General features: G+C 68.7%; 25 protein-coding genes and 1 tRNA gene. 11 read left to right on the forward strand and 15 right to left on the reverse strand.

The annotated features are described in order from the left end of the window. Window positions 1–7 precede the first annotated feature (7 nt). Window positions 8–253 carry a hypothetical protein gene (locus tag F8178_RS16340; protein ID WP_317495685.1) on the forward strand — a complete coding sequence of 82 codons (246 nt, stop codon included), beginning with the start codon at window positions 8–10 and terminating at the stop codon, window positions 251–253. A gap of 77 nt (window positions 254–330) precedes the next feature. Here the strand turns inward: F8178_RS16340 and F8178_RS16345 are convergent, their stop codons facing one another. From F8178_RS16345 to F8178_RS16365, 5 genes are all read right to left on the reverse strand, one after another. Further along, window positions 331–1,632: an SPFH domain-containing protein gene (locus F8178_RS16345; protein WP_396345672.1), complete on the reverse strand. Its 1,302-nt coding sequence runs from the start codon at window positions 1,630–1,632 to the stop codon at window positions 331–333. Between the two features lie 170 nt (window positions 1,633–1,802). Continuing rightward, window positions 1,803–2,231 (reverse strand): NfeD family protein, encoded by a 429-nt coding sequence (locus F8178_RS16350; protein WP_317495687.1) that lies wholly within the window; start codon window positions 2,229–2,231, stop codon window positions 1,803–1,805. Between the two features lie 114 nt (window positions 2,232–2,345). Beyond that, a complete protein-coding gene (locus tag F8178_RS16355; RefSeq protein WP_317495688.1) occupies window positions 2,346–2,774 on the reverse strand; it encodes an NfeD family protein in 429 nt (142 codons plus the stop codon). A 134-nt stretch (window positions 2,775–2,908) separates the two neighbouring features. Further along, window positions 2,909–3,736, reverse strand: a complete 828-nt coding sequence (locus F8178_RS16360) for a DUF3097 domain-containing protein (RefSeq protein ID WP_317495689.1) — start codon at window positions 3,734–3,736, stop codon at window positions 2,909–2,911. Between the two features lie 84 nt (window positions 3,737–3,820). Beyond that, window positions 3,821–4,495: a haloacid dehalogenase type II gene (locus tag F8178_RS16365; protein ID WP_317495690.1), complete on the reverse strand. Its 675-nt coding sequence runs from the start codon at window positions 4,493–4,495 to the stop codon at window positions 3,821–3,823. A gap of 88 nt (window positions 4,496–4,583) precedes the next feature. Between F8178_RS16365 and F8178_RS16370 the strand changes: the two genes are divergently transcribed. Next, entirely contained in the window at window positions 4,584–5,174 is a 591-nt protein-coding gene (locus tag F8178_RS16370) for a helix-turn-helix domain-containing protein (RefSeq protein ID WP_317495691.1), read from the forward strand. Here F8178_RS16370 and F8178_RS16375 read toward each other — a convergent pair whose 3' ends face one another. From F8178_RS16375 to F8178_RS16385, 3 genes are all read right to left on the reverse strand, one after another. Next, window positions 5,175–6,095 carry an MBL fold metallo-hydrolase gene (locus F8178_RS16375; RefSeq protein WP_317495692.1) on the reverse strand — a complete coding sequence of 307 codons (921 nt, stop codon included), beginning with the start codon at window positions 6,093–6,095 and terminating at the stop codon, window positions 5,175–5,177. It abuts the gene before it with no gap. An 81-nt stretch (window positions 6,096–6,176) separates the two neighbouring features. Further along, a complete protein-coding gene (locus F8178_RS16380; protein WP_317495693.1) occupies window positions 6,177–6,968 on the reverse strand; it encodes an SCO1664 family protein in 792 nt (263 codons plus the stop codon). A gap of 8 nt (window positions 6,969–6,976) precedes the next feature. Then, window positions 6,977–7,552, reverse strand: a complete 576-nt coding sequence (locus tag F8178_RS16385) for a DUF3090 domain-containing protein (protein WP_317495694.1) — start codon at window positions 7,550–7,552, stop codon at window positions 6,977–6,979. Window positions 7,553–7,686: 134 nt separating this feature from the next. On the opposite strand from F8178_RS16385, the gene F8178_RS16390 reads away from it, so the two are divergent. After that, window positions 7,687–8,130, forward strand: a complete 444-nt coding sequence (locus F8178_RS16390; RefSeq protein ID WP_396345660.1) for a TIGR03668 family PPOX class F420-dependent oxidoreductase — start codon at window positions 7,687–7,689, stop codon at window positions 8,128–8,130. Here F8178_RS16390 and mptB read toward each other — a convergent pair. Continuing rightward, window positions 8,072–9,673 (reverse strand): polyprenol phosphomannose-dependent alpha 1,6 mannosyltransferase MptB, encoded by a 1,602-nt coding sequence (gene mptB, locus F8178_RS16395; protein ID WP_317495695.1) that lies wholly within the window; start codon window positions 9,671–9,673, stop codon window positions 8,072–8,074. The genes F8178_RS16390 and mptB overlap by 59 nt on opposite strands. Before the next feature lie 276 nt (window positions 9,674–9,949). Between mptB and F8178_RS16400 the strand changes: the two genes are divergently transcribed. Beyond that, window positions 9,950–10,936 carry a malate dehydrogenase gene (locus tag F8178_RS16400; RefSeq protein WP_317495696.1) on the forward strand — a complete coding sequence of 329 codons (987 nt, stop codon included), beginning with the start codon at window positions 9,950–9,952 and terminating at the stop codon, window positions 10,934–10,936. 46 nt (window positions 10,937–10,982) lie between these two features. Here F8178_RS16400 and F8178_RS16405 read toward each other — a convergent pair whose 3' ends face one another. Then, entirely contained in the window at window positions 10,983–11,684 is a 702-nt protein-coding gene (locus F8178_RS16405; protein WP_317495697.1) for an MSMEG_4193 family putative phosphomutase, read from the reverse strand. 96 nt (window positions 11,685–11,780) lie between these two features. On the opposite strand from F8178_RS16405, the gene F8178_RS16410 reads away from it, so the two are divergent. The 3 genes from F8178_RS16410 to F8178_RS16420 are packed head-to-tail and all read left to right on the forward strand — an operon-like array spanning window position 11,781 to window position 14,146. Then, window positions 11,781–12,752: an aldo/keto reductase gene (locus F8178_RS16410; RefSeq protein WP_317495698.1), complete on the forward strand. Its 972-nt coding sequence runs from the start codon at window positions 11,781–11,783 to the stop codon at window positions 12,750–12,752. A gap of 48 nt (window positions 12,753–12,800) precedes the next feature. Continuing rightward, window positions 12,801–13,898 (forward strand): hypothetical protein, encoded by a 1,098-nt coding sequence (locus F8178_RS16415; RefSeq protein ID WP_317495699.1) that lies wholly within the window; start codon window positions 12,801–12,803, stop codon window positions 13,896–13,898. Then, window positions 13,895–14,146, forward strand: a complete 252-nt coding sequence (locus F8178_RS16420; RefSeq protein WP_317495700.1) for a DUF5703 family protein — start codon at window positions 13,895–13,897, stop codon at window positions 14,144–14,146. The genes F8178_RS16415 and F8178_RS16420 overlap by 4 nt, the downstream gene beginning before the upstream one ends. Here F8178_RS16420 and F8178_RS16425 read toward each other — a convergent pair. After that, window positions 14,126–15,088, reverse strand: a complete 963-nt coding sequence (locus F8178_RS16425) for an alpha/beta hydrolase (protein WP_317495701.1) — start codon at window positions 15,086–15,088, stop codon at window positions 14,126–14,128. The genes F8178_RS16420 and F8178_RS16425 overlap by 21 nt on opposite strands. Further along, complete coding sequence (locus F8178_RS16430) at window positions 15,088–16,410, reverse strand: M20/M25/M40 family metallo-hydrolase (RefSeq protein ID WP_317495702.1); 1,323 nt, start codon at window positions 16,408–16,410, stop codon at window positions 15,088–15,090. The genes F8178_RS16425 and F8178_RS16430 overlap by 1 nt, the downstream gene beginning before the upstream one ends. Window positions 16,411–16,595: 185 nt before the next feature. On the opposite strand from F8178_RS16430, the gene F8178_RS16435 reads away from it, so the two are divergent. Further along, a tRNA-Leu gene (locus F8178_RS16435) sits at window positions 16,596–16,679 on the forward strand. 106 nt (window positions 16,680–16,785) lie between these two features. Here F8178_RS16435 and F8178_RS16440 read toward each other — a convergent pair. Both F8178_RS16440 and F8178_RS16445 read right to left on the reverse strand, forming a co-directional pair. Continuing rightward, window positions 16,786–17,883: a DUF1015 family protein gene (locus tag F8178_RS16440; protein WP_317495703.1), complete on the reverse strand. Its 1,098-nt coding sequence runs from the start codon at window positions 17,881–17,883 to the stop codon at window positions 16,786–16,788. 35 nt (window positions 17,884–17,918) lie between these two features. Next, a complete protein-coding gene (locus F8178_RS16445) occupies window positions 17,919–18,932 on the reverse strand; it encodes an NAD(P)-dependent oxidoreductase (RefSeq protein ID WP_317495704.1) in 1,014 nt (337 codons plus the stop codon). 241 nt (window positions 18,933–19,173) lie between these two features. On the opposite strand from F8178_RS16445, the gene F8178_RS16450 reads away from it, so the two are divergent. Genes F8178_RS16450 through F8178_RS16460 form a run of 3 tightly spaced genes read left to right on the forward strand, consistent with a single transcriptional unit; the run spans window position 19,174 to window position 22,048 of the window. Beyond that, window positions 19,174–20,640 carry a fatty acid desaturase gene (locus tag F8178_RS16450; RefSeq protein WP_317495705.1) on the forward strand — a complete coding sequence of 489 codons (1,467 nt, stop codon included), beginning with the start codon at window positions 19,174–19,176 and terminating at the stop codon, window positions 20,638–20,640. Then, a complete protein-coding gene (locus F8178_RS16455; RefSeq protein WP_317495706.1) occupies window positions 20,637–20,831 on the forward strand; it encodes a ferredoxin in 195 nt (64 codons plus the stop codon). The genes F8178_RS16450 and F8178_RS16455 overlap by 4 nt, the downstream gene beginning before the upstream one ends. 2 nt (window positions 20,832–20,833) lie before the next feature. Next, on the forward strand, window positions 20,834–22,048 hold the full coding sequence (locus F8178_RS16460) for an FAD-dependent oxidoreductase (protein ID WP_317495707.1): 1,215 nt from the start codon (window positions 20,834–20,836) through the stop codon (window positions 22,046–22,048). Window positions 22,049–22,095: 47 nt separating this feature from the next. Here the strand turns inward: F8178_RS16460 and F8178_RS16465 are convergent, their stop codons facing one another. After that, window positions 22,096–22,449: a hypothetical protein gene (locus F8178_RS16465; RefSeq protein ID WP_317495708.1), complete on the reverse strand. Its 354-nt coding sequence runs from the start codon at window positions 22,447–22,449 to the stop codon at window positions 22,096–22,098. Window positions 22,450–22,535: the final 86 nt, after the last annotated feature.

Here is a 22,535-nt window from a genome sequence, read left to right on the forward strand (position 1 = left end):
ATATGCCATGAGACGCATAGGAACCCTGCTGGCAGCCACCGTGGCCAGCCTCGCGCTGTTCGCCGCTCCGGCGGCCGCCGCGACCACCGCGACGGCCGGCCCGGCGGAGATCAACGCGACCACTTCCAGCACCCAGATCCACATCGGTACCTGCCCGAAGCCCTCTGGCAGCGGCCTGGTGATCTCGCTGTCTGGGCTGTCGCTGACCATCTCGGGCACCTGCACGAGCGGTGTGTCGATCAGCCTCGGTTGATCAGGATCTCCCTACCCACCTGATGGTGTGCTCAGCCGAGCATCCGAGCGGGGTGAGCACACCACCCACGATCGACGTTACTGACGCGGTGGCTCGCCCGGCGGCTCCTCGCCCTGCGGAGGTTGCTGACCGGGAGGCTGCGCGAACGGGAACTGCTGTCCGCTCCCGCCCTGTTGTGGTGCGGGACCACCCGCGGGCGGCTGCTGCGGAGGTGCGGGCTGCTGTGGAGATGGCTCCGGGGGTTGTTGCTGACCGGACAGCAGCTGCGCCGCTTCGGGCGGAAGCTGGCTCGGATCGCCCCTGAGGGCCTCCGCGGCAGGCGGCACCGACTTCCCCGAGCCGGGACCGATCGGCCCACCGACCTCCTTGCGCGCCACTGCCTCGGCCTCGCGGACCGCCTCAGCGACCGTGGGATCGGTCGAGGTGTCGAACCAGCTGGCGACCTCCTCCTCGTCCATCCGGGGCGGTTCGGCATCGTGCTCGGGGGGCTCATACCGGAACACCCCGTCCTTATCGGGTGTGCCAAGGCTGCGGGCGAATCCCTCGAGAGCCCTGCCGTACTCGCTCGGCACCATCCAGACCTTGTTGGCGTCGCCCTGCGCCATCTGTGGCAGTGTCTGCAGGTACTGGTAGGCCAGCACCTCGGGAGTCGGGCGGGAGGACTTGATGGCCGCGAACACCTTCTCGATGGCCTTGGCCTGCCCCTGCGCCTGCAGGTAGCGGGCGGCGCGCTCACCCTGCGCATTGAGGATGCTCGACTGGCGTTCGGCCTCGGCGTTGAGGATCGCCGCTTGCTTGGATCCCTCCGCATCGAGGATATGGCTCTGCTTCTGCCCCTCGGCCTTCTTGATCGCCGATTCGCGGTCACCTTCCGCGTTGAGAATCATCGCGCGCTTCTCACGATCGGCGCGCATCTGCTTCTCCATGGAGTCCTGGATGGACGGTGGCGGGTCGATGGCCTTCAGCTCGACCCTGGCCACCCTGATGCCCCAGCGGCCGGTCGCCTCGTCAAGCACACCCCTGAGCTGCTGGTTGATCTGATCACGTGAGGTGAGGGTGTCCTCGAGGCTCATCCCACCGACGAGGTTACGCAACGTCGTCGTGGTCAGCTGCTCGACACCGTTGATGTAGTTGGAGATCTCGTAGGTAGCCGCTCGCGAATCGGTCACCTGAAAGTAGACCACCGTGTCGATGGACAGGGTCAGGTTGTCCTGCGTGATCACCGACTGCGGCGGGAACGAGACCACCTGCTCACGAAGGTCCACGCGGGAACGTACCTTGTCCAGGAACGGGACCAGGAAGTTCAGACCAGGAGCCGCTACCGTTTTGAACTTGCCGAGGCGTTCGATGACGGCGGCCTGCGCCTGGGGTATCACCATGATCGCCTTGAAGACGACCACGACGACGAAGAGCACGATGACCGCGAGCAGCACGATGGTTGCGGTTCCCAAGACTCTCTCCTGTGTTCAATTCAATCGGATGGATCCCGTCGATACACGCCTGAAGCCGCGGGATGGCCGTGGGGCGGGCTTCCAAGGACATCCTAAGTTCACGGCTGCTCCGCCACCACCGCAGTGGCCCCGGAGATCTGTACGACGGTGACGGTGGTTCCGGGGTCGATGACCTGCCCGTCGACGTAACTGCGCGCCGACCATTCCTCGCCGTTGAGCTTGACCCTGCCCTGGGTGGTATCGACCGTGGACAACGTCACCGCACTCGCCCCGACCAGGGCATCCACATTGGTACGCAGGCCCGGCCCGAGCAGGAACCGTCGCTTCAGCGCGGGACGGGCGAGCACGAGCAACCCGATCGAGGCGACCCCGAACACGACGACGGAAACGATGACGCTGTCGACCAGCAGCATGGAACCCGCAGCGGCCAGCGCCCCAACCCCCAGCATGATGAGTACGAGGTCGCCCGACAGTGCCTCGGCGGCAAGCAATGCGATCCCCGCGATCAACCAGACAAGCGCACCCATGAACACATGATCCCAGCCGTGCGGGCCGTGATCCAGCATCCGGGTGATAACCGGCGCTGCTCACGCGGATCGTGGTGACCGCCAGCATCCCCTGCTGCCCCCGTCCGTAGCAGGTCACGGGCCCGGCGAGACCACGGCGGTCGCCCCGGAGATCTGTACGACGGTGACGGTGGTTCCGGGGTCGATGACCTGGCCGTCGACGTAACTGCGCGCCGACCATTCCTCGCCGTTGAGCTTGACCCTGCCCTGGGTGGTATCGACCGTGGACAACGTCACCGCACTCGCCCCGACCAGGGCATCGACGTTGGTACGCGCCTCTCTGTCGAGCGCGAGACGGCGTTTCAGCGCGGGACGAGCGAGCACGAGCAACCCGATCGACGTCGCCGCGAACACGATGGCCGAGACGACGACGTTGTCGACCAGCAGCATGGATCCGCCTGCCACCAACGCCCCGATCCCCAGCATCAGCAGAAACAGGTCGCCCGACAGTGCCTCGGCGGCAAGCAGCACGATCCCCGCGATCAACCAGACAAGCGCACCCATGCGCACATACTGTCACACGACGATCACGCAGTCATCCTCCTGTGAGTGCCGGCCGGAACCCAGGGGTTCGTTCACTGTTCGGGGTGTTCTCCGGCCGTCAACGGCCACATCCGGCGGATGAGTGACGCTCCGGGTCACTCATCGGGGTCGGTGACGAAATCGATCAACTGCTCGACGGCGCCGACCAGCGGGGGTTCGAGGTCGCGGAAGCTGGTCACCGCGGCCAGCACGCGTTGCCATCCCTCGTGCGGCTCGCCCCAACCGAGGGCGGCGCAGACACCCTCCTTCCACGGCACGGAACGCGGCACCTCCGGCCACGCGCGGATGCCGAGCGCGGCCGGTTTGACGGCCTGCCAGATGTCGACGTAGGGGTGCCCGGTGACGAGCACGTTGCCGTCGTCGACCGCCTCGCTGACACGCGACTCCTTGCTCCCGGCCACGAGGTGGTCGACGAGCACACCGAGCCTGCGGCGTGGCCCGGTACCGAATGCCGCGATGTGCTCCGCTAACCGGTCGATCCCAGCCAGTTCCTCCACGACCACACCTTCCACCCGCAGGTCGTGACCCCACACCCGCTCGACCAGCTCGGCGTCGTGCTTGCCCTCGACCCAGATACGGGAGGCCCGAGCGGTCCGGGCCCTGAGCCCGTCGACGCGCACCGAGCCGGATGCCGACTGCGCCTGCCCCGACTTCCCGGCCTCTCCCGCCTGCGCGGCACGCCGAACCGGCCGGAGGGTGACCGGTTTGCCGTCCACCAGGAACCCGGCAGGGGCCAGCGGGAACACGCGGTGCCGGCCGTGACGATCCTCCAGGGTCACCGAGCGGCGATCGGCGGCGACCACGGCACCGCAGAATGCGGTACCGGTCTCCTCGACGACCAGGCCGACCTCGGCGTCCACTTCGGGCACGTGGCGGGTACGTCGGCGGGAGACGACGTCCGGACCGTACGAATGTGCGCGCACGAGGCGGTACCGTACCGGCCATCGCTCAGCATGGCACGGCGCCACGCCGCCGGTTCCCCGAGGCTGCGCTGATCCCGCGTCAGCTCAGTTCGCGGAGAGACGCAGCAGTCGTTCGGCAACGTGGACGAGATCGGTACCGCTCACATCGGGCGCAGTGAAGACGTCGCCGTAGCGACCTTCCAGTCGCTCACACCAACCGGCGAGACAACCTGCACGTTTGGCTCCATGGCAGTCCCAGGCGTGCACCGCGACCAGCGCCATGTTCTCCGGTGATGTTCCCAGTTCGTGGGCCGTCACACGGTAGATGGACGGAGCGGGTTTCCAGATACCGGCTTGTTCCGCGGTCACGACACGGTCCACGTGGCGCGCCAGTCCCGCCTGTTCCAGGAACCGTGCCGTGTTCTCCGCGCTGCCGACTGTCAAGCAGCCGACCCGCACCCCGGCTTCGGACAGTAGACGTAGCGCGGGCTCGGCATCGTCGTGTGCGGGTAGGTGACCGAACCCCTCCAGCACGTAATCGATGTCATCCTCGCTGGCGGTGTGCTCGGTGTCGGTACGCAACGCCTGCCGCGCCACTGACTCGAACGTCTCGTAATCCCCGCTGAGGGTCAGCGCCATGGAATCGCGTTGGAAACGCATGAACCACGGCTCCAACAGCTGCGCGGGTTGCCCGATCTTCTCCAGCCGTTCGCGCAACGGATCCAGGTTCAACAAGGTTTCGAGCACATCGAAGGCAACGGCGTGCGGACGACCGGACACGGGACTCCTTTGACTGGCGATTCGGTTTCCTGATGGTACTATACATACAGGTTTGTATAGTACCAAGCTATGCGGGGAGACAGCCGCGATGGCAGCAGCACGACGACGGACCGACGGTGAACGCTCGGCGGCGGATCGCATCCTCGCCACCGCTTCAGAGCTGTTCTACGAGCGCGGCATCCGAGCGACAGGGGTCAACACCATCGCCGAGCGAGCCGCGGTCACCAAAGTCACCCTCTACGCCCACTTCGGATCCAAGGACGGGCTGGTGGCAGCGCACCTGCGTGCCCGCGACCAACGATGGTGGGCGGAGTTCGACGAGTACCTCGCCAGCTGTACGACCGCGGAGGAATGGCTGGAGACGACGTTCGACGCCTACCAAGCCTGGGCGCTGGCTGGTGAGTTCCGTGGGTGCGGATTCGTCAACGCCGCAACCGAGCTCACCGCCGCCGACCATCCCGGCCACGCCATCATCGGTGGCCACAAGGCAGGTATCCGACGCTACCTCGAAGCCTTCGCCACCGAAGCCGGGTGCGCCCATCCGGCGGAGGTAGCAGAGGAATGGTTCCTCCTGCTCGAAGGAGCCACGGTGACCGCGTCGCTACGGCACAGCACCGAACCCTTTCATCGCGCGCGCCACGCTGCCCTGCGACTGCTGCCAGCGACGAACCGGGCGTGACTACGGGAGGGTTCGGGTCTCGCCGACCGCCAGCGCCCACAGGTTCTCCTGGTCGTATCCCGCCGCGGCCCACTCTTTCTGCACCAGCGTGAGCGGTTCGTCGACGGGCTCCCTGGTCAGCACGAACGTGCCCCAGTGCATGCAGGCCATGATCCGCGCCCCGAGATCGGCGTACGCCTGTACGGCCTCGGCTGGGTTCATGTGCATCGGCCGCATGAACCAGCGGGGTTCGTAGGCACCGATCGGCAGCATCGCGACGTCGATCCCCGGATAGCGCTCGCCGACCTCGGCCAGCCTCGGCCCGTACCCGGAGTCCCCCGCGTGATATGTCCTTGTCCCGTCGGCAGCGGTGATCACCCAACCGCCCCACAGGGTGGCGCAGGTGTCGAACAGCCCTCGCCTGCTCCAGTGATGCGTCGGGGTGAAATCGAACCGCATCCCCCTGACCTCGGTGGACTCCCACCAGTCCAGCTCGGTCACGTTGCGGAAACCACGTAGCCGGAACCAGCGCCCGAGCCCGGCCCCCACGAGCACCGGGGTGTCCCTTGGCAACCGGCGCAGCGTCGAGCCGTCCAGGTGATCGTAGTGATCGTGGCTGATCAGCACCGCATCGATGTCCGGGAGGTCCTGCCAGGCCAGGCCCGGCGGGGTCAGCCGCGGCGGGGTTCCGGGGATCCGGTGCGACCACACGGGGTCGATCAGCAGGTGCAATCCCCCGAGGCGGACCAGGTAGCTGGCATGTCCGATCCAGGTCCAACTCGCGGTTCCCGGTTCCCACGGCGGCAGTCCGGTGCGTAGTACCGGGATCCGGTCGGCGTGCGTGGTCGAGCCGCGGAATCCCCCTTCCCGCATCACCCTGACGAAGTCCCGTGGCCCCGGAAGCGGGGACGTCAGCCTGTCGCGATAGGTGTGCCGTCGCATACCGCCAGTGTGGCAGCAGGCCGACCCGCCGTGTGGTCGCCTGCGATCGTCGGTGCTGCTGCGTGTTCGCCCGCGCGTTTCTCAGAACAGCGGCCACGGCACCGCGCGGAAGTCCTCGACGGGTGCGGGGAACGTGCCACGCGACAGCAGTCCCGCCACCCGCTCGTCGAGGGCACGTCGCTCCCGCCCGGTCAAGTGGCTGCCGAGCTGCTCGCCGAGTCGGCCGTCGAGGTCGGCACGGAGCTTGCGGAGCCGCTCCACGATGCCCGTCGGCAGCGGCTCGCCCGCCCACCCCCACAGCACGGTGCGCAGTTTCGGCTCGGCGTGCAGGCAGATGCCGTGATCGAGCCCGTACACCTGGTCATCGGAACCCCGTACCACGTGGCCGCCCTTGCGGTCGGCGTTGTTGAGCACCGCATCCAGCGCGGCTAGCTCGCGCACGTCCTCCCTGTCGCTGTGCGCCACCACAATCGGCTCGCCGCCACGATCCCTGGCGTGCAGTACGCGGCGCCACCCGTTCGGGACCTCATCGGGGTGGAACACGTCGACGAGGTCCTCCTCGGTGGCTTCCACCCACAGCTGCACCATGCCTTCGCCGAGCGGGCCGTCACGCAACGCCGTCGGTGGGATGGCGCCGAGCTCCGCCGCGTTCGCGATGAGGTAGCTGGCGATCTCGCGGTGGGCGAGCGTGCCGTGCGGGAAGTCCCACAGCGGTCGCTCACCGTGGACCGGCTTGTACACCGCGCTCGCCGAGATGCCATCGAGGGTGACCGTGCAGTACAGCGTGACGTTGGACGCGTCGAGCAGCCGTCCCTCGACAGCGAGCGTGCCATGCGTCACCAGGCCGAGCGCCTCGGGATCGCGCGGGTGCACCGGAGGCCTCAACCCTCACCGAACGGGTTTTCCCGCCGGTATCCGTTCTGCCGGGGGCAGATGTGGCCTTCCGGGTCGAGCGGCTCGTTGCACAGCGGGCACGGCTTGCGTCCCGCGTTGATGACTCGCTCGGCGCGTTCGGCGAACGCCCTGGCGTGCGCCGGGCTGAGGAACACCCGTACCGCGTCGGGGCCCTCCTCGGTGTCGTCGAGCACAATGCTCTCGTCCACCTCGCCATCGGTGATGGCGAGCAACTCGATGACCACCGCGTTGCTCTCCGCGTCCCAGCCGAGCCCCATGGTGCCGACGCGGAACTCCTCCTCCACCGGGACGTCGAGCGGATCGGTGTCGGTGAGTTCCTCGGGTGCGGTAGCCGGGACCTCGGTGTCGAACCGGCTCGCCACCTCTTCGAGTAGCGACGTCAACCGCTCGCACAGCACGGACAGCTGCTGCTTCTCCAGCGTCACGCTGACCAGCCGCGACTCCGAGCTGGCTTGCAAGTAGAACGTACGGTCGCCAGGTTCGCCGACCGTCCCGGAAACGAAACGATCGGGGTGGCGGAAAACGTGAATCACACGAGCCATGGCACTGTCGACCTTAAGCCACGGGTTGGACGCGGGCATCCCCGGGCCGGTCGCGGGTTCGGTCGTATCGCGCTTTCGAACACGACCCTCGCCACCCGGCCCCGCATTCGCGCCGGTGACCGTACCGTCGTGGTATGCACATGACCCCGGAACAGGCGCGGGAACGCTTCGCGGCGGCGGCGGTGGCACGGCTGGCCACGGCCAGCGCCACCGGGGTACCGCACCTGGTCCCGGTGACCTTCGCAGTACGCGGCGACGTGATCGCCAGTGCCGTCGACGACAAGCCCAAGAGTACGACCCGACTACGGCGCTTGCGCAACATCGAGCGAAACCCCGCCGTGAGCCTGCTCGTGGATCACTACGACCATGACTGGTCCCGGCTGTGGTGGGTACGAGCCGACGGTGCCGCCCACATCCTGGCTCCCGGCAACGGCCCCGACCGCAGGGACGTGCTGCTGCGGGAGCTGCGAGCGAAGTACCCGCAGTACGAGAACCGGCCTCCCTCGGGACCGCTCGTGGTCATCGAGGTGACCCGCTGGTCGGGCTGGACGGCCTGGGCTTGCGCAGTGACGCGATAAGGCCGAGCGGATCCGGCCGGAGGAAGCTCGCCGCGGCGTAGCCGCTGGCGGCCATCACACCGGCCATGAACCACCAGTTGTAGAGCGCGTGCTCGCCCGTCGGGTAGTAGGCCAGTACCAGGAACACCGAGATCCCCACCACGACAGCCAGCTGCTTCCGCCGCCAGGCGAACGCGGCGAGGATCACGAAGCCCCACGTCAGATACCACGGCAGGGTGGGAGGGGCCAGGATCGGCACCGCGAGCAACGTCACCGCCATGTGGCGGACCGCGCGCACACCGCCGTGCCTGGCCAGCCACCACTGCCAGACCATGACGCAGGCCAGCACGCCCCACGCGATCGCCCTGGCCACGGTGACGAACGGGGCACGCTCGACATCGACGAAGAACTGGACCACACCGTGGACCAGCTGGCCGATCCCGGTCGGGGGGTTCAGCCAGTTCGCGATCAGCGTCGGCGCCTGCAAGCCGGTGATCCACCCCAGGTTGATCGAACCCAGCGCCGCCCAGGTGCCCGCGATGAAAGTGACGGTGAACAGCACCACCGACACGAACCCCGCCCGCAGGAGATTCACCAGCCGGTGCCGTGACGGCAGGCGGTTCGCCCAGATCCACACCAGGAACGGCAACGCGACCGCTGCCGTTGGTTTGATCAGCATCCCGATGGTCACCAGCACGATCGACAGCGCATGCTGCCGCTCGAGCGCGGCGAGCACGCCGATGGTGAGCAGGCCCAGCATCAGCAGATCATTGTGTGGGCCGCCGACCAGGTGAATCACCGTCATCGGGCTGGCAACGGCGAGCCAGAGCGCCACAGGAGGATCGCCGCCGAGATGCCGCACCAACCTCGGCAGCGCCCACAGGATCCCGACGAGGCCCACCAGCAGCACCAGTCGCATCGCGACCACGCCCGCGATGACGTCATCGCCGGTGATGCTCACCACCGACCTGGACACCCAGAGGAAGCCGGGACCGTACGGCGCCGGTGTGGTTTGCCACATCCAGTGCACGTTGGCGACCACGTTCGGCAGTTCATCCAGGATCGCTGGCCCGGAGGCGTACGGGTCGTGCCCGTGCAGCAACTGCGCACCCTGCCCGAGGTAGGAGAAGACGTCGCGGGTGAACAGCGGCGGCGACACCAGCAACGGCGCCATCCAGCACCCCGCGGCGACCAGCACGGGCCGGGTACCGACCCTGCCGCGCAGCGCATACCTGCCGAGCCTGATCCACGCCCACACCACGAGCGCGAAGCCGATGTAGAGCGTGGCGGTGGCCAGCACCTTGCCGTGCCCATATCGCAGCCAGGACAGCGGGCCCGAACCGATGACCGGGTCCGAGATCAGCACCCCGCCCGCGCCGAGAGCGGAGACCATCAGCACCGTGCTCCCACCGGTGCCCAGCGCGATCGTGCGGTACGGGAAGCGGCCCGTCGCCTGCCGCGCCGCGCCCGGGGGCTCTCCGGCGTCCTCGTGGCACGCCTGCCCGCCCGGTTCCACCCCATCGGTAGGCCCCGGGCTTGCGGTGGGCGGCGTGCTGGTGGTCATATCGGCAGTTGAGGTTACACACCCTGCGAACCACCCGATCGTCGCGAGGCAGGCGACGTCGGGTGCCGCCGACCGACGGATCCACCGGTTCATCCGTCGCTGGCACCGGCACGGGCATGGACGTTCCGGCGCGCCGGATAGCATCGTTTCGCGTGCCAGGAGGGTGGTTCGTCCGCCCGCCGGTGGAGCAGGCCGCGCGATACCGGGCTGGTGCGAGGAACGACCCCAACGTCGGACAACACAATCCGTCGTACAACCCGCAAGCAGGAGAACGCCATGACCCAAGCACCCGTTCATGTGACCGTCACCGGCGCTGCCGGTCAGATCGGTTATGCGCTGCTCTTTCGGATCGCCTCCGGTCAGCTGCTCGGCGCCGACACCCCGGTACGCCTCCGGCTGCTCGAAATCCCGCAGGCGATCAGCGCCGCCGAAGGCACCGCGCTCGAGCTGGAGGACGGCGCGTTCCCCTTGCTGGATGGCGTGGACATCTTCGACGACGCCAAGCGGGCCTTCGAGGGATGTAACGTCGCGCTGCTGGTCGGTGCCCGCCCCCGCACCAAGGGCATGGAACGCGGCGACTTGCTGGAGGCCAACGGGGGGATCTTCAAGCCACAGGGTGAGGCGATCAACGCTGGTGCCGCCGAGGACATCCGGGTTCTCGTGGTGGGCAACCCAGCCAACACCAATGCGCTGATCGCACAGGCCCACGCCCCCGACGTCCCCGCGGCGCGCTTCACCGCGATGACCCGGCTGGACCACAACCGGGCGATGGCCCAGCTGTCCCGCAAGCTCGACACCCCGGTGTCGGACATCAGCAAGCTCACCATCTGGGGCAACCACTCCGCGACCCAGTACCCCGACGTGTTCCACGCCGAGGCGGCAGGCAGGCCGGTGGCCGAGCTGGTCGACGAGAGCTGGCTCACCGAGGAGTTCATCCCCCGCGTGGCCAAGCGGGGCGCGGAGATCATCGAGGCGCGTGGCGCGTCGTCGGCGGCCTCGGCGGCCTCGGCCGCGATCGACCACATGCACACCTGGGTCAACGGCACCCCTGCCGGTGACTGGACCTCGATGGCCGTGCCTTCCGACGGTTCCTACGGCATCCCGGAGGGCCTGATCTCGTCGTTCCCGGTCACCTGCTCCGACGGGCAATACGAAATCGTCCAGGGGCTCGAGATCAACGAGTTCTCGCGGGCCAGGATCGACGCCTCGGTGAACGAGTTGGCCGAGGAGCGCGAGGCCGTTCGCAAGCTCGGCCTGGTCTGACACCTCCCGGACCGGCCGGGAGTAGGCCCAAGCCCGTGCCCTGCGCCTACTCCTGGCCGGTGTCCGTAGGGCCTGCCCCACCGCCGACGGTCGCGTCTGTGCCCCCGGTGCCACGGGTGGGCAGCACTGCGCCGAGGCCGTCGCCGCTGTCGTTCAACCGCAGCACGAACGGCCGCAGCTCGGTGTAGCGCACGATCGAGATCGACGCCGGGTCCACCACCAGCCGCTGAAAGAGGTCAAGGTGCTGGCCAAGCGCGTCGGCGAGGATGGACTTGATCACATCGCCGTGGCTGCACAGCAGCCAGACGGGCGGGGACCCGTCGGCCGTGGCGAACTTGCTGTCGTAGCCGCGCACCGCCTCGACGGCACGGTGCTGCACGTGGGAAAGCCGCTCGCCGGACGGGAACCGCACGGCGGACGGCCGCGACTGGATCGCCTGCCACAGCTCCTCCTGTTGCAGCGCGCCGAGCTCCCGACCGGTCCAGTCACCGTAGTCGACCTCACACAGCGCGTCGTCGACGATCGGGGGGATCCCGCGCGCACGCGCCAGCGGTTCCACCGTCTGCTCGCACCGCAACAGCGGGGAATGCACCAGGCCTGCCAGCTCCACCCCGGCCAACCGCTCCACCAACGCCGCCGCCTGGTCGCGGCCGGTGGCATCCAATCCCACGTTCGGGGTGCGCCCGGCGAGCACCCCGGAGTTATTGGCTTCCGACCGCGCGTGCCGGAGTAGGATCACCGTTCCCACGCTGGCCAGCGTACTGGTCCCGGAATCGGGGCACACGACACGGCATGCCAGCGCGTCGGCCTTCGGCCCTCGCTGATCATCGCTACGATCGCGCGCATGGAACTGCGCGCACTCGGCGGATCGGGCCTGCGGGTGTCCAGGATGGCGCTGGGCACGATGACATGGGGCGGCGAGACCGATGCCGAGGAGGCTGCGGATCAGCTCGTGGCCTTCCGCGAAGCGGGCGGCACCCTGGTGGACACCGCCGACGTCTACAACGACGGTGCCTGCGAGGAGATGCTGGGGACGTTGCTGCGCGACGTGGTGCCGCGAGAGGAGATCGTGCTGGCGACCAAGGCCGTGGCCAGGCGCAGCGAAGGGCCGTTCGGCGGCGGTGCCTCGCGGGGAGCGTTGCTTACCGCGCTGGAGGGGTCGCTGCGCAGGCTGGGAACCGACCACATCGACCTGTGGCAGCTGCACGCCTGGGATGGCTCGGTGCCGGTCGAGGAGACTCTCGGCGCGGTGGATACCGCCCTGTCGTCGGGGAAGGTGCGCTATGTCGGGGTGTCCAACTACACCGGCTGGCAACTGGCCACCGCCGCGCAGCGGCAGCGCACGGCCGGGCAGGCGAACCCGATCGTGTCCACGCAGGTCGAGTACTCGCTGCTGGAGCGCGGGGTGGAGCGGGAGGTCATCGCCGCGGCCGAGCACCACGGCATCGGGGTTCTGCCGTGGGCACCGCTCGGTAGGGGCGTGCTGACGGGCAAGTACCGGTCCGGCACGCCTTCGGACTCGCGCGGTGCATCCTCCCGATACGCGGCCTACGTGGAGCATCACCGCACCGAGCGGGCAGCGCGGGTGGTGCAGGCGGTGAGCACCGCGGCCGACGGGCTCGGGACCTCGCCACTGGCGGTCGCGCTCGCGTGGGTACGTGACCGCCCACAGGTCGTCGCCCCCGTGGTGGGCGCCCGCGACACCGGCCAGCTGCACGGCTCGCTGCGCGCCGAGGAGATCGTCCTGCCCCCCGAGATCACCTCGGCGCTCGACGACATCAGCGCGATCGACTTCGGCTACCCGGAACGCTACTGAGCAGCACCTGCTCGCAGGCTTCGTATGCCCGTACGAGATGCTGGGGACGTGCACATCACGGTCCGATCGGGGGTTCGGCGACGCCCGTACGGCAGTACCGTCGCGGCGGTACTCGCCAGCGCGGCGCTGCTCGCAGGCTGTGGCGTTCTCGAGGGTTCCGGCGACGAGCTGCAGGTGGTGGAGGACCCGGAACCGGCGACGGCCCCGCCGTCACCGGAACGAACCGCCACACCGCAGGGAACGGTGATCGGTGACATCGGTGCCGAGCTCACCGACACCGCGGCCGCGGACGTCACGGCGCTGGCGGTCGAGGCGAGCACCCGAAGCCTCGTTGTCGCGGTGACCGATTCGTCCGACGGTGACGACGCCGGCGATACCGGGGCCGCCGTCCTGTTCTCCCCGCTGGACGATCCCACCGCTGTCCACGCCGAGATCCCGGTTCCCGGTGCGGTCGAGCAGCTCGTGCCGGACAACGGTTCGGTCGTGGCGACGCTGCCGGGCGAGGACGAGCTCATCCACCTGTCACCCGAGCAGGGCATCGTCGGGCGTACCGACGTGACCGGGTCGCCTGCGGGGGTGACCGGCGGTGCCGACACCCGGCTGGTCGCCGTTCGCGAACGCGCCGAGGTGGACGTGCTCGAGCACGAGCAGCGCAGTGCCAGCATCGGCGACGGGCTCTCCAGCGCCGACAGGGTCCTGCTCGCCGGGGACACTCCGATCGTGCTCGACCGCGTACGCAGTGCCGTCTTCCAGGTGAATCTCGATGACGGGGACATTGGACCCGGCCTGCGGGCGGGACAGGGAGCCACCCATGCCGTGGCCGACCGGTTCGGACGTGTCCTGGTCACCGACACGCGTACCGACGGCCTGCTGGCGTTCGACGCCGAACCGCTCATGCTGGTGCAGCGCTACCCGGTGCACGGCGGTATCTACGCGATCGCCTACGATGCCGAACGCGACATCGCCTGGGTCACTCTCACCGAACGCAACGAGGTCGTCGGGTTCGATGTGGCAGGCGGCGAACCCGACGAGATCCATCGCTTCGATTCGGTACGCCAGCCGAATTCGGTTACCGTCGACGAGCAGGACGGTCGAGTGGTCGTCGGGTCGGCGGCCGGCGAAGGGATCCAGGTGATCGAGCCATGAGCGAGGCGGCGCGAGACGAATCGGACAGCGACGAAACCTCCCACAGCGAGGGGCGCTGGGAGTACCAGAAGCTCCGGCTCCCGCCAGGCGTGTCACGGCCCGCCGCGATGACGCAGCTGTCCATCCATGCGGAGTATTCCGGTTGGGAGCTGTCGACGGTGCGGCTGTACGCCGACGGCAGCAGGAGGGTCTGGCTCCGGCGCCGGTACCAACCTGCGCTGTGTGCCCTATCGGGGGTGGTCTCCTAGCAGCCGGTGCGCCTCGTGCGCCAACCCGACCAGGCGCGGGATCAGCTGCGCAGGTGCTTCCAACGGGAGCATGTGACCCGCGCCCGGGATGACGACGAGGTCGTCGGCACGCTCATCGCCGAGCAGCGTGCGCGCCTGCTCCGGTGCCACCAGCCGGTCCCGGTCGCCGATCACCCCGATCACATGTGTGTCAGCCGGTGCGGTGAGCGTGGCACGGCGGATGTAGGCATCCAGCCCTGGACGGAACAGCGCCATGGTGTCCGGCCAGTGCGCGCGGATCATGTGCAGGGTCAGCAACACATCATCGTGCGCGGGGTCGTCACCGAACATCGACCAGCGCATGGCCGTGGTCGCCGCCTTGTGCCCTCGGTCGGTGACCAGATCCACCAGCCGCGACCCCACCACGGCTTCCAGGTCCTGCACGATCTTACTGAGCAGGTTCGGTGGGGTACGTGAACCCTCGACCGCCATGCCGGTGGCTGCTCGAGCCTCGCCCGCGACGTCGCTGGTACCGGTAGCCAGCAGCATGACCCCCGGCACCAGTGGAGGCCGGGATGTGCCGGTAACGCCAAACAGAGCGGGATGCCGCTCGGCGAGCGCCACCGCGGCCAGCCCGCCCATACCGTGTCCTGCCACGATCACGCAGGCGTCACGCGGCAGCCCGGTGACCAGGCCGGTGACCAGCTCTGCCAGATCGTCACCGAGCTGCTCCACGGTGGCGTCGCGCCGCGTCGCGCCGGTCGACCTGCCGTGCCCACGGAGATCGCAGGCGACCACCCGGACCGGCCGTTCTGTCGCACCAGCCAGCTCCGCAGCGATCGGCTGCCAGCTGCGATGGTCGAGCGCATAGGCGTGCACCAGCAGCACCGTGACCGGTGCCTCGCTGTCACCGTGGGTCACCAGGTGCAGGACCGTCCCGTCGGACAGCGTGAACGCCGACATCAGCAACTGCGCAGGAACCGGTCGAGGACGCGCGTGCCGAAGTGGATCGCCTCGACGGGGACGCGCTCGTCCACGCCATGGAACAGGGCGGAGAAGTCCAGGTCCGGCGGCAGACGTAGCGGTGAGAAGCCGAAGCTGCGGATACCCAGCTTGGCGAACGCCTTGGCGTCGGTTCCGCCGGAGAGCATGTAGGGCAGCGTGTGCGCCTCGGGGTCCTCGGCGAGCACCGCGGCGGTCATCGCGTCGACAAGCGCACCGTCGAAGGTGGTCTCCACCGGTGGTAGTTCCATCCACTCCCGCTCGACGTCCGGACCGAGGATCTCGTCGAGTTCAGCGTTGAACGCGGCCATACGGCCGGGAAGGATGCGACAGTCCACCGAGGCCTCTGCCACCGAGGGGATGACGTTGGCCTTGTAACCCGCCTCCAACATGGTCGGGTTCGCGGTGTCACGTAGTGTCGCGCCGATCATCCGGGAGATCGTGCCCAGCTTGGCGACCGCGCCGTCCAGGTCGTCCTCGGGGAACTCCCAGCCAGTCAGCTCACTGACCCCGCCGAGGAACTCACGCACCGAGTCGGTGAGCACCAGCGGGAAGCGGTGGTTGCCCAGCCGAGCCACGGCGTCGGCCAGCTTGGTGACGGCGTTGTCGTGGTGGACCATCGAGCCGTGCCCCGCGGTTCCCCTGACCCGCAGCTTCATCCACCGGATGCCCTTCTCCGCGGTTTCGATGAGGTAGGCCCGGACGTTGTCGCCGAAGGTCACCGAGAATCCACCCACCTCGCCGATCGCCTCGGTCGCGCCCTCGAAGAGCTCTGGATGGTGATCCACCAGCCATTGCGCACCGTAGCTACCGCCCGCTTCCTCATCGGCGACGAACGCGAAGATCACATCGCGCGGCGGCACGATGCCGTTGAGCTTGTAGTACCGCGCCAGGGCGAGCATCATGCCGAGCATGTCCTTCATGTCGACCGCTCCCCTGCCCCACACGTAGCCATCGCGGATCGCACCCGAGAACGGGTGCAGCGACCATTCGGTCGGGTCCGCGGGCACCACGTCGAGGTGGCCGTGCACCAGTAGCGCCGGACGGCTCGGGTCGGCACCGGACAACCGGGTGATCACGTTGTGACGGTCGACAGCGCCGGATTCGATATAGCTGATCTCGTAGCCCGCTTCGGTGAGCTTGCGCGCGACGTACTCGGCCGCGACTCGCTCGCCGACCACCGTGTCGGGATCGCCGGTGTTGGTGGTGTCGATCTGGATCAGCTCGCTGGTCAACGTGACCGCTTCCGCGGCCGCGTCGTCGAGGGTCAACAGCTCGGTCACGGGTCATTCCTATCATCGCTCGCCCCGCCGTGCGCGGGTCCGGACGCCCGCGAGCCCCTGGCGTCGCCGGGTGGGTAGTACTGGCGGGGTACGGTGACGTTACCCGCGGCACGGTCAGAGCGGTGGAGCGGACCGACCCCGTGTGTCACGCCGCGTCGCGATCAGCTACGCTATCGGGGCAGCACGTCGGAGTGGCGGAATGGCAGACGCGCTAGCTTGAGGTGCTAGTGCCCGTAAAGGGCGTGGGGGTTCAAGTCCCCCCTCCGACACAGGTGACGGCGGTGCGATCCGGGGCAGGGTCGCACCGCCGTCGTTTCTCGTGGCACGGCCCGGTTTCGTGTGTCGCACCCGACCGGTTCGCCGGGATCTCCGTCGCTACTCGGGCAACACGCGCAGGAAGGGGCCACCACGGGCTTTCGGTTCGAACCATGTCGACTTCGGCGGCATCACCATGCCTGCGTCGGCGACCGTTCTGACCTGCTCCACAGTGGGTGGGTGCAGCAGGAAACCGATCTCACCGCGTTCGGCACAGCGGCGCGCGACGGATTCCGCGTCATCCGTTCCCGCCACGGGCGTGACTCTCGGGTCGGCGGCGACCTCCCCGGTGCCGAAAACCGGCCGGAGAACGCACTCGTCGAGCCGCACCGCGTCGAGGTTCGCGCGCGGGTCCGGCGGCACGGTGCTGACCCGCAGCCCCGCCCGGAACCAGCGTCCCCCGAGGTGGATGCCGACCGTTCCCGGCGCGGGCAAGGCCTGCTCGGCGTGGGCGCACTCGGCGAGCCAGGCGATGCCCGCGCACCCGGTCAGTGCGTCAAGCAGCTCGTCCACTGTCAGCCCATTGGGCGGGCTGACGCAGCGGTGGTAGCCGATCACCCGCATGTCGGCAGCGTCGAACAACGCCCCAAGCACGTAGTGGTCCGCGTTGCCGTTGCGGTGGGCGTACCGTGCGGCGGCGGCCATGCGGTGGTGACCGTCGGCAATGTAGAAGGCTGATACCGCGGCCAGCTCCTCGTCCAGTTGCCGGACCAGCTCCGGCTCGTCGACCAGCCAGGCACGCTGGGTGAGACCTGCGGCCTCGGTCAGTTCCAGATCAGCGCAGCGCGCGGTCACCGAGCGCAGCAGCTCGCGGATTCCGTCGCCGGTCTCCGCCATGAGCGTGACGGGCACCAGCTCCGCACCGAGCTCGGCCAGCTTGCTCGCCAGCTCCTGCTCCTTACCGATAGCGGTCGCCTCGTGTGGCCGTATCTTCCCCCGCAGGTACGCCTCGGCCGCTACCTCGGCGACCACGGCCGTGCCCCGGTGCTCCGGGGTTTCCAGTTGGTACGCGACGTAGCTGGGCTCCGGGACGCGGACGAACGTGCGGTCGTGCAACGCGCGCAATACACCGGCGCGGTCGGCCACAGCATTGGGATCCCGCGCGGCACGCGGGTCGAGCAGGTGCACCCGGGGAGGTCGCACGACCGTGCCGCCCACCGAGCGGGAGGGTGCGTAGCGAGTGGCCGCCCCGGTCATGACGCCGCCATGGCATACCGCGGGCGGGTACCGGCCGGACCGGTCACCTCGGGATTCACGCAGTGCGGCACGGTGCCGTGCGCGATGGTGTCGAGCATGGTGACCACCTCCGCGGCGATGGCGTGCTGTGCCTGCTCGGTCGAGGCTCCGATGTGGTGCGTGCCGTAGACGTGAGGATGCCGCGCCAGCCGCGAGTCGATGGTGCCCGTCGTGCCCTGCGGCTCTCCGGCGAACACGTCGAGGCCTGCCCGCACGCCCTTGGCGTCCATGGCCTCCAGCAAGGCATCCTCGTCGATCAGCTCGCCCCGTGCGGTGTTGAGGATGATCGTGCCCGGCCGCACGCGCGCGAGCAGCTCGCGATCGATCATCCCCCGCGTCCGAGGGGTCGCGGGAACGTGCAACGACAGCACGTCGCAGCGTTCGGCCAGCGACGCCAGGTCCGGCTCGAGGTCGATACCGATGGCGTCGATGCGCTCCCGTGCGTGGGCGGGCCGATCCGAACTGGCGATGCCGTGCACCTGTGCCCCGAACGCCGCGGCGCGTTCGGCGAACGCGAGACCGATCTGGCCGAGGCCGACCACGCCGATGTCGCGCCCTTTGATGCCGGTCGCCTGCGCGTACCACTTCTTGTTCCAGTGACCGTGGCGCAGCTCTGCCACGGCGTCGGGGATGCGCCGATCCAGTGCCAGCAGCAGCCCGAACGCCAGCTCGGCCACTGCCTCCGCGTTGCGCCCGGGCACGTTGCACACAGGGATACCGGCACCGGTCGCTGCCCGGCAGTCGATGGTGTTCGTTCCCGCTCCCGCACGGATGATCACACCCAGCGTCCCAGCCGCCTCGATCGCCGCGGCATCGACCGCCGTGCTCCGCACGATCAGCGCGTCGACCTCGCCGAGATGCTCCGGGAGGTCCGCCGTGGTGAGATCCGGCTGGTAACGGCAGTCGTACCCACGATCGCCGAGGAGACGACGGTAGGTGTCCGGGAAGGTATCGGCGATGAGTACGCGCATCAGCCGCCCCTTTGCGTTCCGAGCGACGCTTCCGGCGGAGATCGCGTGGTCTCCGTGCTGGGCACGGTAAGCACGACCTCCTCACCACAGCGTGGCAGCTCGTTGCTTTTTGAGCAACCGTCTCTTGATACGCAACACAGTGTGCGGCCTCGCAGATGAAAGCTTTACATAATTCGGTTTCTTGTCAAGTTAGTTGATTTTAGCTAGCATTCTGTAAACCACGAGACGAGGAGGTGAGCGCATGGCGCGCGATACGGGTACGGTTCCCGCCGGGTCCACCGAGCAGTGGCGGGATAGCAAGCGGTACCTGTGGTTGCTCGGACTGGTCGTGCCTTCCCTGGGGTTCGTCGCGGTCGGGATGCACGCCGCCACCGGGTGGGGAGTGTGGTTGTGGCTCGGACCAATCGTGGTCCTGCTGATCGTGCCGGTCATCGACCTGGTCGTGGGGCTGGACCGTGCCAACCCGCCGGATGACGCCATCGAGGCGCTGGAGAAGGACCGGTACTACCGGTGGGTCACCTACACCTTCCTCCCCCTGCAGTACGCGGTCTTCGTCCTGGCGTTCTGGGTGATCGCCCGCGGTGAGCTGACCGTCGTCGACAAGGTCGGGCTGGCGATCTCGATCGGCGTCATCGGCGGCATCGGCATCAACACCGCGCACGAGCTGGGTCACAAGAAGGAAAGTCACGAGCGCTGGCTGTCGAAGGTCGCGCTCGCGCAGAGCTTCTACGGGCACTTCTACATCGAGCACAACCGCGGCCACCACGTGCGTGTCGCGACGCCGGAGGACCCGGCAAGCAGCAGGGTCGGTGAGAGCTTCTACCGGTTCTGGCCGCGCACCGTGTTCGGCTCCCTGCACAGCGCCTGGGAACTGGAACGCAAGCGGTACGCGCGCCGCGGTCAACACCCGTTCCGGCCCGGCAACGACGTGCTCAACGCCTGGTTGATGTCGGCGGCGCTGTGGGGCGCCATGATCGCCTGGCTCGGCGTGGGAATCCTCCCGTATCTACTGATCCAGGCCGTGGTCGGCTTCTCGCTACTCGAAGTCGTCAACTACATGGAGCATTACGGTATGTTGCGACGCACCGTGGGCCCGCCCGACAAGCGGCGCTACGAGCGGGTCGACCCGAGTCACAGCTGGAACTCCAATAACATCGCCACCAACGTGCTGCTGTATCACTTGCAGCGGCACAGCGACCACCATGCCAACCCGACCCGGCGCTACCAGGCGCTGCGGGACTTCGAAGAATCACCCGTACTGCCAACCGGCTACGCCGGGATGATCCTGCTGGCGCTCATCCCGCCGCTATGGCGTCGGGTGATGGACCCGCGCGTGCTGCGGCACTTCGACGGCGACATCGGGCGTGCCAACATCCAGCCAAGCAAGCGAGCGCGGATCCTCGGGCGCTTCGCGGGTACCCGGCCTGTCAGCCCGGCGGCTACGGAGACCGGGGCCGATGCCCCGATCGAGGACACAAGGGGGGACGCGACCGCGGGTGGGATGTGCCCAGGCTGCGGCTATGTCTACGACGAGTCCGTGGGCGATCCCCGCGAGGGATTCCCTGCGGGCACACCGTGGTCGGCCATCCCGGACTCATGGTGCTGCCCGGACTGCGGGGTACGCGAGAAGGTCGACTTCGTGGCACCGGGGAGAACTGCTCCGTCGTCCATCGCGACGGACCGTCCCGAGCAAGGAGTGAGCGCATGATGCGGATCGAAGCGGACCGGACCAAATGCGAAGGCCTGGGCATGTGCGAGGCCATGGCTCCGGATCATTTCGAGGTGGGTGACGACGGCACCGTGGTCGTGCTCAACGAACAGCCCGATGAGGAGCATCGGACCGAGCTGACCGCCGCCGTCGACGCCTGCCCCGTGCTCGCACTGGCGCTGCGGGGGTGACCGTGACACTGGTCGTCGTCGGTGCCTCGCTCGCGGGCCTACGCGCGGTGGAATCCGCCAGACGGCACGGCTATTCGGGACGCATCGTGATGATCGGTGCCGAGCCGCATCCACCGTACGACCGGCCCCCGCTGTCCAAGGCAGCCCTGTCCGCCGGTGCAGGCGGTGGAGCCCAACCGTTCCGTACCGAGGCCGAGCTCCGCTCGGTGCTCGGCGTGGAGCCCATGCTCGGCGTGTGGGCGGACGGGCTCGATACCGCGGCACGCGAGATCTCCGCGGCGGGTACGACGGTGCGCTACGACTCGGCCGTGATCGCTACCGGTGCGGCTCCGCGACAGCTGCCCGGCAGCCAGGGGGTCGCGGGGGTTCACACGTTGCGTACCGTCGACGACGCCGCCGCTATCCGCGCCGCATGGGACCGAGGTGCCCGCACGGTGGTGATCGGTGCCGGGTTCGTCGGATCCGAGGTGGCCTCGGCGGCGCGTAGGCGCGGTGTCGAGGTGACCCTCGTGGACTCCCAGCAGGCCCCACTGTCCCGCTCGGTAGGCACCCTGGTCGGCGCCGCTTGCATCGACCTCCACCGCGCGGCGGGCACCGAACTCCGGTTGGGTACTGGGGTGGCGGGCCTCGAAGTCGCGGGCGGGGCGGTGTCCGGGGTACGGCTGGCGACCGGCGAGGTGCTGCCCGCCGAGTTGGTCGTGGTCGGCATCGGCGTCACGCCTGCCACTGCGTGGCTGGCGGACAGCGGGATCCCGCTTTCCGAGCGCGACGGCGGCGTGCTCTGTGACGAGACGCTGGCCACCGGGGTGCCGGGCGTGTACGCCGCTGGCGACGTGGCACACGTGCCCAACCCGTTGTTCGATCACGAACTGATGCGACCCGAACACTGGACCGCCGCGGCCGAGCAGGGGACGGCCGCGGCGCGTCATGCCCTCGACCCCGACAGCGCGCAAGCCCTGCCTGCGGTGCCGTACTTCTGGTCCGACTGGTACGGCCACCGCATCCAGTTCGTGGGCACCCCCCTCGCGGACGAGGTGGTGATCGCCACCCCCGCCGATACCGGGTTGACCGCCCTCTACCGGCGTGCCGATCGCCTCGTGGGCGCGTGCACCATCGACCGCCCGCGCGTGATCATGAAGTACCGCCGTCGGATCGCCCAGCGCGCTCCGTGGAGCGAAGCACTCGAATTCGCCGCCGGTGTCGCCAATCCGGTATGACGGCCAGCTCGCTGCCGCGAGGCCGGGTCAACGCGGCAGCGAGCTGATCAGCCCCTGCGTGGCGCGGGGACGCCGGCCTGCCGGGCACGTTGCGCGAGGTGCCGGTACGGGTAGCTTGGCGACGCCGCCACGCAGTCCAGGGTGTGCGGGTCGTGCGGGTTCACGGCGACCACGAACGCGTAGCCGCGGTCGTCGCCGTTGCGGATCCCGTTCCACGACTCGACCCAGAATCGGTGCTGCGGACCGTACCCGTGCTCGCGCAGGGTCGCGGCGATGTGGGGGCGGTTCTCCTGGGTCACGTCCACGAGCTGCAGTCCGAGGTCGGCGAGTTCGGCACGCGAGCCCGCGAGGTTCCGTGGCACTCCGTCGAGCATCAGGTACTGAGAACCGATTACCTGCATCGGCGCTCCCTTCGAGGCCGCGAATGATTACGGTGAGAAGTATCAGTAGTGCGCAGAGTAATAACAATCACTCGCACCGGTAACGC

The organism is Haloechinothrix sp. LS1_15, from assembly GCF_033042135.1.
Lineage (GTDB): Bacteria > Actinomycetota > Actinomycetes > Mycobacteriales > Pseudonocardiaceae > Haloechinothrix.